The sequence below is a fragment of the Chryseobacterium indologenes genome (genome assembly GCA_016025055.1).
Classification (GTDB): Bacteria; Bacteroidota; Bacteroidia; order Flavobacteriales; family Weeksellaceae; genus Chryseobacterium; species Chryseobacterium indologenes.
The window spans coordinates 2,241,992-2,257,885 of the sequence record CP065590.1 but is presented as its reverse complement, the minus strand read 5'-3'; the positions used below and the strand labels follow the sequence as shown (position 1 = coordinate 2,257,885).

At 40.6% G+C, this 15,894-nt stretch carries 8 protein-coding genes, 2 tRNA genes and 2 rRNA genes; 2 read left to right on the top strand and 10 right to left on the bottom strand.

The annotated features are described in order from the left end of the window. Positions 1 to 55: 55 nt before the first annotated feature. The 7 genes from H3Z85_10235 to folE form a co-directional block, all read right to left on the bottom strand. Positions 56 to 2,811, bottom strand: a 23S ribosomal RNA gene (locus H3Z85_10235). A gap of 203 nt (positions 2,812 to 3,014) precedes the next feature. After that, positions 3,015 to 3,088: transfer RNA gene (locus H3Z85_10230), tRNA-Ala, on the bottom strand. 87 nt (positions 3,089 to 3,175) lie between these two features. Continuing rightward, positions 3,176 to 3,249: transfer RNA gene (locus tag H3Z85_10225), tRNA-Ile, on the bottom strand. A gap of 206 nt (positions 3,250 to 3,455) precedes the next feature. Continuing rightward, positions 3,456 to 4,976 (bottom strand): 16S ribosomal RNA (locus tag H3Z85_10220). The 16S and 23S rRNA genes sit together here with 2 tRNA genes alongside, the layout of an rRNA operon. 1,301 nt (positions 4,977 to 6,277) lie before the next feature. Next, a complete protein-coding gene (locus H3Z85_10215; GenBank protein ID QPQ53654.1) occupies positions 6,278 to 7,744 on the bottom strand; it encodes a cysteine--tRNA ligase in 1,467 nt (488 codons plus the stop codon). 125 nt (positions 7,745 to 7,869) lie between these two features. Further along, the gene (locus tag H3Z85_10210; GenBank protein QPQ53653.1) at positions 7,870 to 8,301 is read right to left on the bottom strand and encodes a DinB family protein; all 432 of its coding nucleotides are present in this window, start codon (positions 8,299 to 8,301) and stop codon (positions 7,870 to 7,872) included. Positions 8,302 to 8,304: 3 nt separating this feature from the next. Then, a complete protein-coding gene (gene folE, locus H3Z85_10205) occupies positions 8,305 to 8,970 on the bottom strand; it encodes a GTP cyclohydrolase I FolE (protein QPQ53652.1) in 666 nt (221 codons plus the stop codon). A gap of 101 nt (positions 8,971 to 9,071) precedes the next feature. Between folE and H3Z85_10200 the strand changes: the two genes are divergently transcribed. Both H3Z85_10200 and H3Z85_10195 read left to right on the top strand, forming a co-directional pair. Continuing rightward, positions 9,072 to 10,223 carry a hypothetical protein gene (locus tag H3Z85_10200; protein QPQ53651.1) on the top strand — a complete coding sequence of 384 codons (1,152 nt, stop codon included), beginning with the start codon at positions 9,072 to 9,074 and terminating at the stop codon, positions 10,221 to 10,223. Positions 10,224 to 10,305: 82 nt separating this feature from the next. Beyond that, entirely contained in the window at positions 10,306 to 11,055 is a 750-nt protein-coding gene (locus H3Z85_10195; protein ID QPQ53650.1) for a hypothetical protein, read from the top strand. Between the two features lie 73 nt (positions 11,056 to 11,128). Here H3Z85_10195 and metF read toward each other — a convergent pair whose 3' ends face one another. From metF to H3Z85_10180, 3 genes are read right to left on the bottom strand one after another with little or no spacing between them, the layout of a single operon-like run. Beyond that, entirely contained in the window at positions 11,129 to 12,088 is a 960-nt protein-coding gene (gene metF, locus H3Z85_10190) for a methylenetetrahydrofolate reductase [NAD(P)H] (protein QPQ53649.1), read from the bottom strand. 8 nt (positions 12,089 to 12,096) lie between these two features. Beyond that, positions 12,097 to 14,757, bottom strand: a complete 2,661-nt coding sequence (metH, locus tag H3Z85_10185; GenBank protein ID QPQ53648.1) for a methionine synthase — start codon at positions 14,755 to 14,757, stop codon at positions 12,097 to 12,099. A gap of 5 nt (positions 14,758 to 14,762) precedes the next feature. Then, complete coding sequence (locus H3Z85_10180) at positions 14,763 to 15,854, bottom strand: fatty acid desaturase (GenBank protein QPQ53647.1); 1,092 nt, start codon at positions 15,852 to 15,854, stop codon at positions 14,763 to 14,765. Positions 15,855 to 15,894 lie beyond the last annotated feature (40 nt).

The window sequence follows — 15,894 nt, the reverse complement described above, 5'->3', positions numbered from 1 at the left end:
CGATAAAAACTTTCACAAAGAGCTAACCTTGCTGCACTTTCTTGTGCGCCTTATCAGGCTATAAATCTACGGGTAATTAGTACTACTCGGCTATGACATTACTGCCTTTACACCTGTAGCCTATCAACGTCGTCATCTCCAACGACCCTTAAAAGATGTCTCATCTTGAGGCGAGTTTCGCACTTATATGCCTTCAGTGCTTATCTCTTCCAAACGTAGCTACTCAGCAGTGCACCTGGCGGTACAACTGATACACCAGAGGTTTGTTCAATTCGGTCCTCTCGTACTAGAATCAAGCCCTCTCAAACATCTAACGCCCGCAATAGATAGAGACCGAACTGTCTCACGACGTTCTGAACCCAGCTCGCGTGCCACTTTAATGGGCGAACAGCCCAACCCTTGGGACCTTCTCCAGCCCCAGGATGTGACGAGCCGACATCGAGGTGCCGAACCTCCCCGTCGATGTGAGCTCTTGGGGGAGACTAGCCTGTTATCCCCGGAGTACCTTTTATCCTATGAGCGATGGCCCTTCCATACGGAACCACCGGATCACTATGTCCTGCTTTCGCACCTGATCGACTTGTTGGTCTCACAGTCAAGCACCCTTATGCCATTACACTCTACGCACGGTTACCAAGCGTGCTGAGGGTACCTTTGAAAGCCTCCGTTACTCTTTTGGAGGCGACCACCCCAGTCAAACTACCCACCACGCAATGTCCTTCTGAAAGAAGTTAGGCTCCAAGTAAGTAAAGGGTGGTATTTCAACGTCGGCTCCACCAACACTAGCGTGCCAGCTTCAAAGCCTCCCACCTATCCTACACATTACTTACTCAAAGTCAATACGAAGTTATAGTAAAGGTTCACAGGGTCTTTTCGTCCCATTGCGGGTAATCGGCATCTTCACCGATACTACAATTTCACAGAGCTCATGGTTGAGACAGTGCCCAGATCGTTACACCATTCGTGCAGGTCGGAACTTACCCGACAAGGAATTTCGCTACCTTAGGACCGTTATAGTTACGGCCGCCGTTTACTGGGGCTTCAGTCAATGCCTTCGCTTACGCTAAGCACCTTCCTTAACCTTCCAGCACCGGGCAGGTGTCAGACCCTATACTGCATCTTTCGATTTTGCAGAGTCCTGTGTTTTTGATAAACAGTCGCCTGGGCCTCTTTACTGCGGCCACCATTGCTGATGGCGTCTCTTCTCCCGAAGTTACGAGACTATTTTGCCTAGTTCCTTAACCATGATTCACTCTAGCACCTTAGGATTCTCTCCTCGACTACCTGTGTCGGTTTTGGTACGGGTTGCTTCACTTCGGCTTTTCTTGGAAGCACTTTCCCTACAGCAGCTTCGCCCGAAGGCTAGGCCTTGACTATTCCGTCAGTCTCCAGTAAGTACGGCACTCCGTCCCCTTTTTAGTGTGAGCAAGTATGGGAATATTAACCCATTGTCCATCCACTACCCCTTTCGGGTTCGCGTTAGGTCCCGACTAACCCTCAGCTGATTAGCATGGCTGAGGAAACCTTAGTCTTTCGGTGAGCAGGTTTCTCGCCTGCTTTATCGTTACTTATGCCTACATTTTCTTTTCTATCCGCTCCACAATACCTCACAGTACTGCTTCGGCGCAAATAGAATGCTCTCCTACCAGATGTATCTTAAATACAAATCCATAGCTTCGGTAATATGTTTATGCCCGATTATTATCCATGCCGGACCGCTCGACTAGTGAGCTGTTACGCACTCTTTAAATGAATGGCTGCTTCCAAGCCAACATCCTAGCTGTCAATGCAGTCCAACCGCGTTGCTTCAACTTAACATATATTTGGGGACCTTAGCTGTTGGTCTGGGTTCTTTCCCTCTCGGACATGGACCTTAGCACCCATGCCCTCACTGCCGTAGAACATTTATTAGCATTCGGAGTTTGTCAGGAATTGGTAGGCGGTGAAACCCCCGCATCCAATCAGTAGCTCTACCTCTAATAAACTTATATACGACGCTGCACCTAAATGCATTTCGGAGAGTACGAGCTATCTCCCAGTTTGATTGGCCTTTCACCCCTACCCACAGGTCATCCGAAGACTTTTCAACGTCAACCGGTTCGGTCCTCCACTCTGTGTTACCAGAGCTTCAACCTGCCCATGGGTAGATCACAAGGTTTCGCGTCTAATCCTACTAACTATGCGCCCTATTCAGACTCGCTTTCGCTCCGGCTCCGGTACTTAATACCTTAACCTCGCTAGTAAAATTAACTCGTAGGCTCATTATGCAAAAGGCACGCCGTCACAGCATTACGCTGCTCCGACCGCTTGTAGGCGTACGGTTTCAGGTTCTATTTCACCCTTCTATTCGAAGTGCTTTTCACCTTTCCTTCACAGTACTTGTTCACTATCGGTCTTTCAGGAGTATTTAGCCTTGGAGGATGGTCCCCCATATTCAGACAGGATTTCACGTGTCCCGCCCTACTCATTTATCATCTTAATATACCTTTCGAATACCGGGCTATCACCGTCTATGGCTGTTCTTTCCAGAACATTCTTCTAAATATAAAAAGACTTTTGGGCTAATCCGCTTTCGCTCGCCACTACTTACGGAATCTCTTCGATTTCTTTTCCTCCGGGTACTTAGATGTTTCAGTTCTCCGGGTTTGCTTCCCCTAAGGGATGACATGTCTTCAACATGCCGGGTTGCCCCATTCGGACATCTGCGGATCAATTCGTGTGTGCCAATCCCCGCAGCTTTTCGCAGCTTACCACGTCCTTCTTCGCCTCTGAAAGCCTAGGCATCCGCCATACGCCCTTAACGATTTCTTTCCTAATAATTATATTAGTTTAGTTTTGTCATTAGCATTCAATGCTAATTAATATTTTTAAACTTCGCACTCGAAAGTGCTCGGTTATCTCTTTGTGATGTCTTTACCGTTAATGTCAATGATCTTAATTGCTTCTTGCTCGTCTGATAAACAGATGTTGTTTTTGGCTCCATCCGTAACTTTTAAATCAAACTCACAAAACTGTGGAGAATAAGGGAGTCGAACCCTTGACCTCCTGCGTGCAAGGCAGGCGCTCTAGCCAGCTGAGCTAATTCCCCGCTAGTAGACTTCAGATATCAGATCCCAGATCTCAGACTTAAATGTCTGATGTCTCATATCTGATGTCTTCCCGTCTTTTTAATTAGTAGTCTCGGGCAGGCTCGAACTGCCGACCTCTACATTATCAGTGTAGCGCTCTAACCAGCTGAGCTACGAGACTGTCTTTTTAGACTTACAGATCCTAGATGCTAGATACAAGACTTTCATTCGTCTTGGTTCTTCGCTCTGGGCTCTTGTATCTCAATCCCTTTACTAATTTCTAGTGGGTTTTGTATTGTTATATATCAACCAAATAAAAACTAAAGCCTGAACTTTAAGTAAGTGCTGTATCTTGCGATACTAATTTTTTTATCGTCTTTAAGACGCTCTAAAATGAGATGTTCCAGCCGCACCTTCCGGTACGGCTACCTTGTTACGACTTAGCCCTAGTTACCTGTTTTACCCTAGGCAGCTCCTGTTACGGTCACCGACTTCAGGTACCCCAGACTTCCATGGCTTGACGGGCGGTGTGTACAAGGCCCGGGAACGTATTCACCGCGCCATGGCTGATGCGCGATTACTAGCGATTCCAGCTTCATAGAGTCGAGTTGCAGACTCCAATCCGAACTGAGACCGGCTTTCGAGATTTGCATCACATCGCTGTGTAGCTGCCCTCTGTACCGGCCATTGTATTACGTGTGTGGCCCAAGGCGTAAGGGCCGTGATGATTTGACGTCATCCCCACCTTCCTCTCTACTTGCGTAGGCAGTCTCACTAGAGTCCCCAACTTAATGATGGCAACTAGTGACAGGGGTTGCGCTCGTTGCAGGACTTAACCTAACACCTCACGGCACGAGCTGACGACAACCATGCAGCACCTTGAAAAATGTCCGAAGAAAAGTCTATTTCTAAACCTGTCATTTCCCATTTAAGCCTTGGTAAGGTTCCTCGCGTATCATCGAATTAAACCACATAATCCACCGCTTGTGCGGGCCCCCGTCAATTCCTTTGAGTTTCAAACTTGCGTTCGTACTCCCCAGGTGGCTAACTTATCACTTTCGCTTAGTCTCTGAACCCGAAAGCCCAAAAACGAGTTAGCATCGTTTACGGCGTGGACTACCAGGGTATCTAATCCTGTTCGCTCCCCACGCTTTCGTCCATCAGCGTCAGTTGTTGCTTAGTAACCTGCCTTCGCAATTGGTGTTCTAAGTAATATCTATGCATTTCACCGCTACACTACTTATTCCAGCTACTTCAACAACACTCAAGACCTGCAGTATCAATGGCAGTTTCACAGTTAAGCTGTGAGATTTCACCACTGACTTACAGATCCGCCTACGGACCCTTTAAACCCAATAAATCCGGATAACGCTTGCACCCTCCGTATTACCGCGGCTGCTGGCACGGAGTTAGCCGGTGCTTATTCGTATAGTACCTTCAGCTACTCTCACGAGAGTAGGTTTATCCCTATACAAAAGAAGTTTACAACCCATAGGGCCGTCGTCCTTCACGCGGGATGGCTGGATCAGGCTCTCACCCATTGTCCAATATTCCTCACTGCTGCCTCCCGTAGGAGTCTGGTCCGTGTCTCAGTACCAGTGTGGGGGATCACCCTCTCAGGCCCCCTAAAGATCGCAGACTTGGTGAGCCGTTACCTCACCAACTATCTAATCTTGCGCGTGCCCATCTCTATCCACCGGAGTTTTCAATGTCGAATGATGCCATCCAACATATTATGGGGTATTAATCTTCCTTTCGAAAGGCTATCCCCCAGATAAAGGCAGGTTGCACACGTGTTCCGCACCCGTACGCCGCTCTCAAGATCCCGAAAGATCTCTACCGCTCGGCTTGCATGTGTTAGGCCTCCCGCTAGCGTTCATCCTGAGCCAGGATCAAACTCTCCATTGTATGTTTGTCTGACTCACTCAAAGTTTTTAACGCTTTAGTTTTTCCTTACTTGGTTGTTATATTGTATGTCAATGATCTTTATATCTTCCGCTTTATAACGAAGCAATCTTTCTGTCAGTGTTGCTCCGTATTTGCGAGTGCAAAAGTAAAACTTTATTTTGAATTGACCAAATGTTTTTTGAAGAAAATTTAAAGTTTATTGTGTAACCCTAAACCCTTCTCGAAACCTTAATCACTCTACTCCTGCGCTCCCTCTAATTGGGACTGCAAAGATACAAACTCTTTTTTAACCGGCAACTTTTTTTTGTAAAAAGTTTTGAAGTTTTTTTTGTCTGTTTCTTTTAAGAGTATTTTGTTTTTGCTTATCTAAAAGCCCTTCTGCGCTTACTGAATGTCTTTCGTTTTTCAGTGGGGCAAAGATAGAGACTTCCTCAATATCCCGCAAGTTTATGTAACATAAATTTTACTTTATTGTAATATTGGAGGGTAAACCACTGGAAGGCAGGGAGAAAAATTTTAAACAAATGTTTGAAGGGAGGGAGTTGGAGCGTGGGAGGGTTAGAGTGTGGAGAGAAATCAGAGGTCGGAAGGGGGATTTTTGAGAGGGATGAGAACCTTTCCTACAGATTGCACGGATCTACACAGAGGATCATGGATAATCTATATACTATATATTATAAAAGGATACGGGAATGGCTATGTTGTGATTCCTGCGGGAGTAGAATATCAGATTAATGGTGATAAATAATGTATTGATCAGCCATAGCACTCTCCTATTGAATTTGATTTTACCACAGATTGCACGAATCTACACAGAGGATCATGGATAATACATATATATTATAAGAGTATGTGAGAATGACTATGTTGTGATTCCTACGAGATGACAAGCTGTATGGAGATGGCTGGGAAGCTCTTAGGTTTTGGCTAAAGCCCAAGGAAGAGGTATTTATTAAGCGGGCTTTACCTCGCTCCTACTGAATAAAGATTACCACAGATCACGCAGATTGCACAGATGAGTAAATAAATATGTTGAGTAGGCATCCATTTTCAATTTTCAATTTTCCATTTTCAACTTTTTACCATTTCCTAGCCCCGATAGAAGCGGTTACCCCACTGCAGGCGCTGGAGAATATAAGGGTTAGACGTGGAGCGCAAGGCCGCGAGGAGTATGAGCGGATAGCGGGAAATAGCTCCTGAATATGAATATTACAGATATAATGAGGATCTACATAAAAAAACATTCCGTAAGAGTCCTTTTATAGGCTTCCTACGGAATGGTTATAAAGAAGTTATATTTTCTAATTCAGAACATAGGATGTTCCGTCTCTTCCATCTTTTAATTCGATACCTTCGGCAAGGAGTTTGTCTCTGATCTGGTCTGAAAGATCGAAGTTCTTGGATTTTCTTGCCTGATTTCTCAATTCGATCAATACTTTTAAAGTCTGATCAAGCTTTTCATTATTGTTTTCTTCTACAGTCTGTAATCCCAGTACGTCAAAGATAAATGCATTCAATGATGATTTTAAATCTTCGAGATCTGCTGTTGAGATTGTTTCTTTACCGTCATTTAAAGCAAAGATGTATTTTACTGCTTCAAATAAGTGAGCGATCAGGATTGGAGAATTGAAATCATCTGTTAGTGCGTCATAGCATTTGTTCTTCCATTCTGTAAGACTGAATGCCGATTGCTTGTTGTCATCTGGAGTAATGGAGTTCAATACCTTCACAGCTTCCATTAATCTGATAAATCCTTTTTCGCTGGCGATCATGGCATCATTGGAAATGTCTAACACACTTCTGTAATGTGCCTGCAGAAAGCAGAAACGTACAATTGACGGATGGAAGGGCTTTTCGAAAAAATCATTATCCCCGGTTACCAACTGCATAGGAAGGATATAGTTCCCGGTAGATTTGCTCATACGCTGGGAATTCATCGTTAGCATATTGGCGTGCATCCAGTAATGTACCGGTGCTGCACCATTGCAAGCTTTTCCCTGAGCGATTTCACATTCGTGATGAGGGAATTTCAGATCCATACCACCTCCGTGGATGTCGAATGTTTCACCTAAATATTTAGTACTCATTGCTGTACACTCAAGGTGCCATCCCGGGAAGCCTTCTCCCCAAGGCGAATTCCATCTCATAATATGAGCAGGAGATGCTTTTTTCCAAAGGGCAAAATCCTGAGGATTCTTCTTCTCTCCTTGCCCGTCAAGATCACGGGTATTGGCAAAAAGCTCTTCTATATTACGTTTTGAGAGCTCACCATAGTTCAGCCCTCTTTTATTGTATTCCAATACATCGAAGTATACGGAACCATTACTTTCATAGGCAAAACCTGTGTCTATTAATTTTTGAGTTAGCTCAATCTGTTCTACAATGTGACCGGTTGCGGTAGGCTCGATATTGGGAGGAAGCAGATTGAACATGTCCAGAACTTTATGGAAATCTACCGTATATTTCTGTACAATTTCCATTGGTTCTAACTTTTCAAGACGGGTTTGTTTAACGAATCTGTCGTTATTTACATCTCCGTCATCGGTAAGGTGCCCTGCATCGGTAATATTTCTTACATATCTTACTTTGTAGCCCAAATGCATCAGGGTACGGTAAATAAAATCGAAAGAAAGGAAAGTTCTTACATTCCCCAAGTGTACATTGCTGTACACTGTAGGTCCGCAGACGTACATTCCTACGTTTCCTTCTAAAATAGGTTTGAATATTTCTTTTTCTGCTGTAAGCGAGTTATATATTTTTAATTGCATTTATTTTTTATTAAAAGATTCAATAGTTTTTTAAGATTCAAAAATTAGTTAAAATAAAAATCTGCCACAACATATAATTGTTGTGATGAAAATTTTATCTTCTATTTTTTTAAATTTTATCATTATTAAATCGCTTTTAAATGATGCTGCAGATGATCTACATAATCATTGATAATAAATTCCAAGGTAAACCTTTGAGGTTCTGTCTTGGTAGTGTCACAGGTTCTTTGCAACGCTTCATCCGGGATATTTTCAACAATGTGCACAACCTGATAATTCAGCATTTTCCACAGTAAAATCAAATCAGCCGTGGGAACATTCTGATAGTTCTGAGCTTTTACCCAGGCATTCTGATCGTATACAATATTCTCGTTCTCTTTGTATTGTGTAACTACAAATCTACGGATATTTGTAAAAGCACTGTCACAAAGGTGGCCAATAATTTCTTTTTTGGACCATTTTTCGGGTGCGGACCTGTAGCTCCATTCTTCTTCAGAAATCGTCTGAAATCTCTGAAGTTCTGCATCTATTATGTTTTTGAGTATCTGGTAATTCATGGATTAATCTAGTTTGGCATGGCTTCCTACATAATGTAAGAATTCCTGTCTTGTAATAGGGTTTGTTCTGAAAATTCCGCTTAATTCTGCTGTAATGGTAGAACTTGCAGTATCTTTAATTCCCCTGCAGTTTACGCAGAGATGCTTGGCATCAATAATGCAGGCCACATTTTTTGTTCCTAAAGCTTCTTTTAAAGCTTCAACAATCTGCATGGTCAATCTTTCCTGAACCTGTGGTCTTTTGGCATAATAATCAACAATCCTGTTAATTTTTGAAAGACCGATTACTTCACCATTTGAAATGTAGGCTACGTGAGCTCTTCCGATGATAGGTAAAAAGTGATGTTCACAGAAAGAATAGACTGTGATATCCTTCTCCACCAACATCTGGCGGTATTTATATTTATTGGAAAATGTAGAAATGCCGGGTTTATTTTCCGGAAGAAGTCCTCCAAAAATTTCATTCACATACATTTTGGCAACACGTTTAGGGGAATCTTTTAAAGAATCGTCTGTCATATCCAGCCCCAGTGTTTCCATGATTTCTCCAAAAAGCTCAGTGATTTTTTCTATTTTTTCCTGTGGCGATTTATCAAAAGCATCATCTCTTATTGGCGTATGTTCTTTTCCTGTGAAAATATCATCGTCGTTATCGGTAAAATCAACCATTTTTATTTAATTTGCAGCAAAAATACGGATAATATTTAATCATCTATTTTAAAATTAAATGAAAAATATTATCTTTATAACCTTGTCTGATTAAAGAACATATGATTATTGTCGAAGAAGTACAAAACGAAAAACAAAAACAGGAATTTCTGGAATTTCCGGTACAACTGTACCAAAACGACAAAAATTATATACGTCCTTTAGATAAACATATTGAAGAAATTTTCGATCCTAAAAAAAATAAATTCTTCAAGGATGGTGAATGCAAAAGGTTCTTATTTAAAAAACACGATAAAACGGTAGGTAAAGTCGCTGTATTTATCAACAGTCACTACAAGCAGGAACAACCCACCGGTGGTTTTGGTTTTTTTGACTGCATTAATGATCAGGAAACGGCAAATTTTATTTTTGACCATTGTAAAAACTGGCTTCAGGAAAGAGGTATGGAAGCGATGGATGGTCCTATTAACTTTGGGGAAAGAGATAAATTCTGGGGACTTTTGATTGAAGGTTTCATCGAGCCTTTATTTGGGATGAACTATAATCTTCCTTATTATAAAGCGCTTTTTGAAAATTATGGTTTTCAGATTTATTTTGAACAGCTTTGTTTTACCAGACCCATTTTCACAGAAGTATCCCGAGTATTTAAAATTGCTCATGAAAGGAACAGGAGAAATCCTGCTATTTCAGCTCAACCCATGAAAAAGAACAATCTCGAAAAATTTTCCAGAGATTTCACTGAAGTTTATAATAAGGCATGGGCATCTCATGGGGAAGGTAAACAGTTGGATGAAAAGAAAGTGCTGAAGATGTTCAATACAATGAAACCAATCATCAATGAACACATTTCCTGGTTTGTATACGAAAATGAAAAACCGATAGCTATGTGGATCAATCTTCCGGATCTGAATCAATGGTTCAAGTACCTCAACGGGAAATTTGGAATTTTTGAAAAGCTTACATTTTTATTCTTAAAACATTTTAAGAAGAATGAGAAAATGGTGGGCCTTGTCTTTGGAGTTGTCCCGGAATGGCAAAAGAGAGGAATCGACGGATATATGATCTGGGAAGGGACTCAATATATTAGAAAGCATACGGATTTCAAAATTACTGAGTTGCAATGGATTGGTGATTTCAATCCAAAAATGATCAGGATTGCTGAAAATCTTGACACAACAGTAACCAGAAAACTTGCCACTTACCGTTATTTATTTGATAGAAAAAAGAAATTTTCAAGGCACCCATTATTGTAATATCCCATTTCCGTTAAATTCTAGCATAAATTCAAAGTTTTACGTTAGTATTATTTGTAAATTGCCTTAAAATTCTAATAATATGAAAAAAACATTTTTCTTAGCTATACTGATGTTTTCAGCTGTAAGCTATGCTCAAATTCTTCGTATGGATGAGATCCCTAATAGTGACAATATATTGTCCAACAGGCTTATGGATCCATTTTCGCCTGTTAATGGTGGGGTATTGAATCAAAGAGGTGAAATGTACATGAACCAACCCAGTGCTCCGGGAGCAAGAACTATAGCATATAGCGACATTCAGGGTGATCCTTATTTTAAAAAAGACTTCACGCCTACAAGATTCCAGGGTGTTACAGAACCTGCCCCGGCAAGATATAACACGTATCTTGATGAAATAGAATTTAAGAAAAAAGATGATAAAGTATATGTGCTACCAAAAAGTGATACTTTTCCCAAATTAACTTTTTTAGATAGTAAGGATACCTTAGTACGACTGGATACCGGTGATGATCTTTCAGGATATTTTTTTGAAATTGTAACGGGAGAATATGGACTGTATAAAAAGATCAAAACTACTTTTCTAAATGGCGAGAAAGCAGATAATGCATATTCAAACAATACTCCACCTTCATTTAAAAACCTGAACCCAATATACTATATAAAGACTCCGGATGGGTTTATCAAAAATCCTAAAAATTCAAAAGAATGTATGGATGGACTTCCGGGAAAAAAGGAGCAACTCGAAGGTTTCTTCAAGTCTAATAAAATTAAATTCAATAAACAGGATGATCTTATAAAACTGGTTAATTTCTTAAACGGTAAATCATAATTAAATCTGAATTTTTGATACAAAATAAACCCTGCTACATCGCGTAGCAGGGTTCCTTCATTTAGTACTGATATTAGAATAGCTCGCCGGCTACTTTTTTAATATTATCACTTTTCCCCATGGAATAAAAATGCAAAACAGGAACTCCGAAATCCAGCAGTTCTTTGCATTGTGCAATAGACCACTCTATTCCGATTTGTTTGACTGCTTCATTATTTTTTGCATTTTCCACTTCGTTGATCAGTTCTTCCGGCAGATCAATTTTAAATACCTGTGGAAGCAGTTTTAAGTGTCTTTTGGTAGCAATGGGCTTGATCCCCGGTATGATAGGAACTGTAATTCCCATTTCCCTGGCTTTTTGTACAAATTCAATATATTTTTTGTTATCAAAAAACATCTGGGTAACAATGTAGTCAGCTCCGGCATCTACTTTTTGTTTCAGCCATTTTAAATCATAATTCATGGAAGGTGCTTCCATATGTTTTTCAGGATAACCGGCAACTCCGATGCAAAATTTATTCAACTCATCACAGACCTGATCTTCATTGTGCAGGTACTTTCCTCTTCCCAGATCGTTAATCTGATTGACAAGATCCATAGCACTGGCATGACCTCCCTGCGTAGGTTCAAAATACTGGTGTCCTTTCATGGCATCTCCTCTCAAAGCCATTACATTTTCTATCCCGAGATACATACAATCTACAAGAAGGTATTCTGTCTCTTCTTTGGTAAAACCACCACAAAGTAAATGAGGCACGGTATCAACATTATATTTGTGTTGAATCGCCGCACAAATCCCCAATGTCCCCGGGCGCATCCTTGTGATTCTGCGTTCCATCAGACCATTTCCTTTATCCAGATAAATATATTCTTCTCTCGAAGTGGTAACATCAATGAATGGAGGTTTAAATTCCATTAAAGGATCAATGTTTGTATAGAGATCTTCAATACCTATTCCCTTTTGTGGCGGAACCACTTCTAAGGAAAATAGAGTCTTTCCATTTGCATTTTTAATGTGTTCAGTTATCTTCATGTTTAATTTTAATCTGCTAAGTTGGGTGACAACCATTTTTTAGCTTCCTGAATGCTACAACTTCTTCTGTCGGCATAATCTTTCAGCTGGTCTTCTGTAATTTTTCCTAAACCAAAATATTTGGCATGCGGGCTTCCGAAATAATATCCGGAAACAGATGCCGTTGGAAACATCGCCAGGCTCTCTGTAAGGAAAACACCTGTATTCTCTTCTACTTTTAGAAGATCCCAGATGGTTTTCTTTTCCAGATGGTCAGGGCAAGCCGGATATCCAGGTGCGGGACGTATTCCTTTGTATTTTTCAGCAATCAGTTCTTCGTTGCTTAAGTTTTCCTGATTGGCATATCCCCAATATTCGGTTCTTACTTTTTTATGTAAAAATTCTGCATAGGCTTCTGCAAAACGATCTGCCAATGCTTTCACCATGATCGCATTATAGTCATCATTGGCTTTTTCATATTCTTCTGCAAGTTCATCCGTTCCAAAACCCGTGGTGACACAAAATGCTCCCATATAATCGGTTTTCCCCGAACTTTGAGGGGCAATAAAATCACTTAGGGCCAGATAATCTTTTCCTTTTGATCTTTGAGCCTGCTGTCTTAAGGTTAAAAACTTGGCCTGTTCTTTATTATTTTCATCAAAAATCAAAATATCATCGGTCTCATTGGAATTGGCCTTAAAAATTCCGAAGACGGCTTTTGCCGTTAGTAACTTCTCATCGAGTATTCTTTTCAAAATGACCTGTGCATCTTTGAATAGCTCGCTTGCCTGCACGCCCACCACCTCATCTTCTAAAATATTGGGGTATTTGCCATGTAGATCCCAGCTTCTGAAAAATGGTGACCAGTCGATGAAAGGCAACAATTCCCGAAGGTCCTGGTTTTCAACAACGGTTACACCCAAATTATTTGGTGTGAAAATATCTTCGTTTTGCCAATCAATTTTAAAATGATTTTCTCTTGCCTCTTGTATAGAAACATAGTCTTTATCCACCTGCCTGTTCAGGAATTTCTCTCTGAAATCGGAATAATCGCTCTTCAGATCAGAAACATATTCTTTATTCCGGTCTCCCAATAATGAGCTGACTACATTTACTGCCCTGGAAGCATCATTCACATGAACGACAGCGTTTTTATATTTTAAATCGATTTTCACTGCAGTATGCGCTTTTGAAGTGGTAGCACCTCCGATCAATAAAGGAAAATCTAAATTTTGTCTTTCTAATTCTGATGCGATATACACCATTTCGTCCAGGCTTGGTGTAATCAATCCACTTAATCCGATGACATCTACTTTTTCTTCAATAGCTGTCTGGATAATTTTTTCTGCCGGCACCATCACACCAAGGTCAACAATTTCGTAATTGTTGCATCCTAATACTACACTGACAATATTTTTTCCGATATCATGCACATCTCCTTTTACAGTAGCCATTAATATTTTTCCATTGGCAGGTCTTGATCCGTCTTTTTCAGCTTCAATGAAAGGCTGTAGATATGCCACGGCTTTTTTCATTACCCTTGCAGATTTCACTACCTGTGGTAAGAACATTTTTCCGCTTCCGAATAAATCTCCTACAACCCCCATTCCCGTCATCAGATTTACTTCGATGACATGAAGTGGTCTTTCTGCCTGTTGCCTTGCTTCCTCCACATCCTCTTCTATAAAACGGTCAATACCTTTTACTAAAGCATAGGTAATTCTTTCCTGCAAAGAATTGTTTCTCCATTCAAGGTCTTCGGTCTTTTCTTTCTTTACCGATTTATGTTTTTCAGAATAATCAAGAAGTCTTTCTGTGGCATCTTCTCTTCTGTCAAGAATCACATCTTCAACCAGTTCAAGCAATTCCTTGTTAATCTCATCGTAGACTTCCAGCATAGCCGGGTTTACAATTCCGATATTCATCCCGGCCTGGATTGCGTGATAAAGAAAAACTGAATGCATAGCTTCTCGTACGGTATCATTTCCACGGAAAGAGAAGGAAACATTGCTCACTCCCCCACTTACTGAGGCATAAGGGAGATTTTGTCTTACCCATCGTGTTGCTTCGATAAAATCGATGGCATTTCTTCTGTGCTCATCCATTCCTGTAGCTACCGGGAAAATATTCAGATCGAAAATGATATCTTCTGCCGGGAAACCCAGCTGGTTGACAAGAATGTCATAAGATCTTTTTGAAATTTCAATTCTTCGTTCATAACTATCTGCCTGCCCTACCTCATCAAATGCCATGACAATGACTGCGGCTCCATATCTTTTAATAGCTTTTGCATGGTGGACAAATTCTTGTTCACCTTCTTTTAAGCTGATAGAATTCACCACACATTTACCTTGTGCTACCTGTAAGCCCGCTTCCAGGATTTCCCATTTGGAAGAGTCCACCATGATGGGGATTCTTGCGATATCCGGTTCTGAGGCGATTAAGTTCAGGAATTTGATCATCGATGCTTTTCCATCGATCAGTCCGTCATCAAAGTTAACATCAAGAATCTGTGCACCTCCTTCCACCTGATGGCGGGCGATATCTAATGCTTCAGAGAACTTTTCTTCTTTGATGAGTCTTAAAAATTTCTTTGAACCGGCCACATTGGTTCTTTCACCTACGTTGATGAAATTACTCTCCGGCGTTATGATAAGAGGCTCGAGGCCTGATAATCTTAAATATTTCATTAATCTTATTCTTCTAAAATATAATAGGCATTATTTGCATTCTGCCTCAATAAATCTCTGTGCTTACTTAAAGCAGTGATCAAGGGAAACCTTTTATAGGCTAAACCATGCTCCCTGGCAAATTGTTCTATTTCCTCTGTGATTTCATTGTAATACATATAACTGTAGTTTGGAAAGAGATGATGGGCCACATGAAAATTAAAATTCCCCAATAAATTTCTTACAAACCAGTTATTTTCTTTTAAATCGTTGGTAACTTCCAGCTGATGACGAAGCCAGCTAAACGGAAGTCCGTTTTTATTATCTAATTTCGGAAAAGCATTATCCGGCAGCGGATGTAATGGCAGTAGAACAAACAGGGCAAAAATACTGGCTGCAATTACCTGCAAAAACCAGGCTCCCAGAGCCAATCCTATTGATACTTTAAAGAACACAACAGGGATCACAATCTGATAAAAGAAGTAGAACAGTTTATAACTCACCATTTTTACTTTTTCTACAACAGGAATTCTTCCCTGGGTTTTTAAAATCACCCTTTCCTTGTCAAAGAAGTCTCTAAAATCCCTTATAAACATCCAGTTGAACAAATACAAAGGATATACTAGAAAGAAAAACTTGTGCTGATACTTCTGGATGCCTTTTGCTTTAATCCATGGTACAATTAACAATAAACCACTTTGCTCGATGTCTGTATCCCATCCGTCCACATTAGGATAGGCGTGATGACTTGCGATATGCCTTTTTTTCCAGATATAGGAATTAGCCCCTACAAAATCAAAAATGTGTAAGACGATCCAGTTGAGTTTTTTGCTTCTGTAGATATTGTTATGGGCTGCTTCATGAATTAAATTCAGATAAATCAATACGAGAAGAATTCCCATACAGATAAAACTCAGTATATACCCCCAAGGTGTCTGTGCATTAAAAAGAGCAAAAAGATATAACCCCACATAGATCAATGGCAGGATGACCGCCTTGATCTGAATGTAAATATCCCTATTCTCGGAAATGGTTTCTACACGCTGGTTCACTTTCTTTCTTAATTCATTAAACAGTTTGGCATCGTCTGGATCTTTCAGGTAAATCGGCTTTTCCATTACATTAAATTTTGTGGTTTATTTAAAGTTAATATTTATA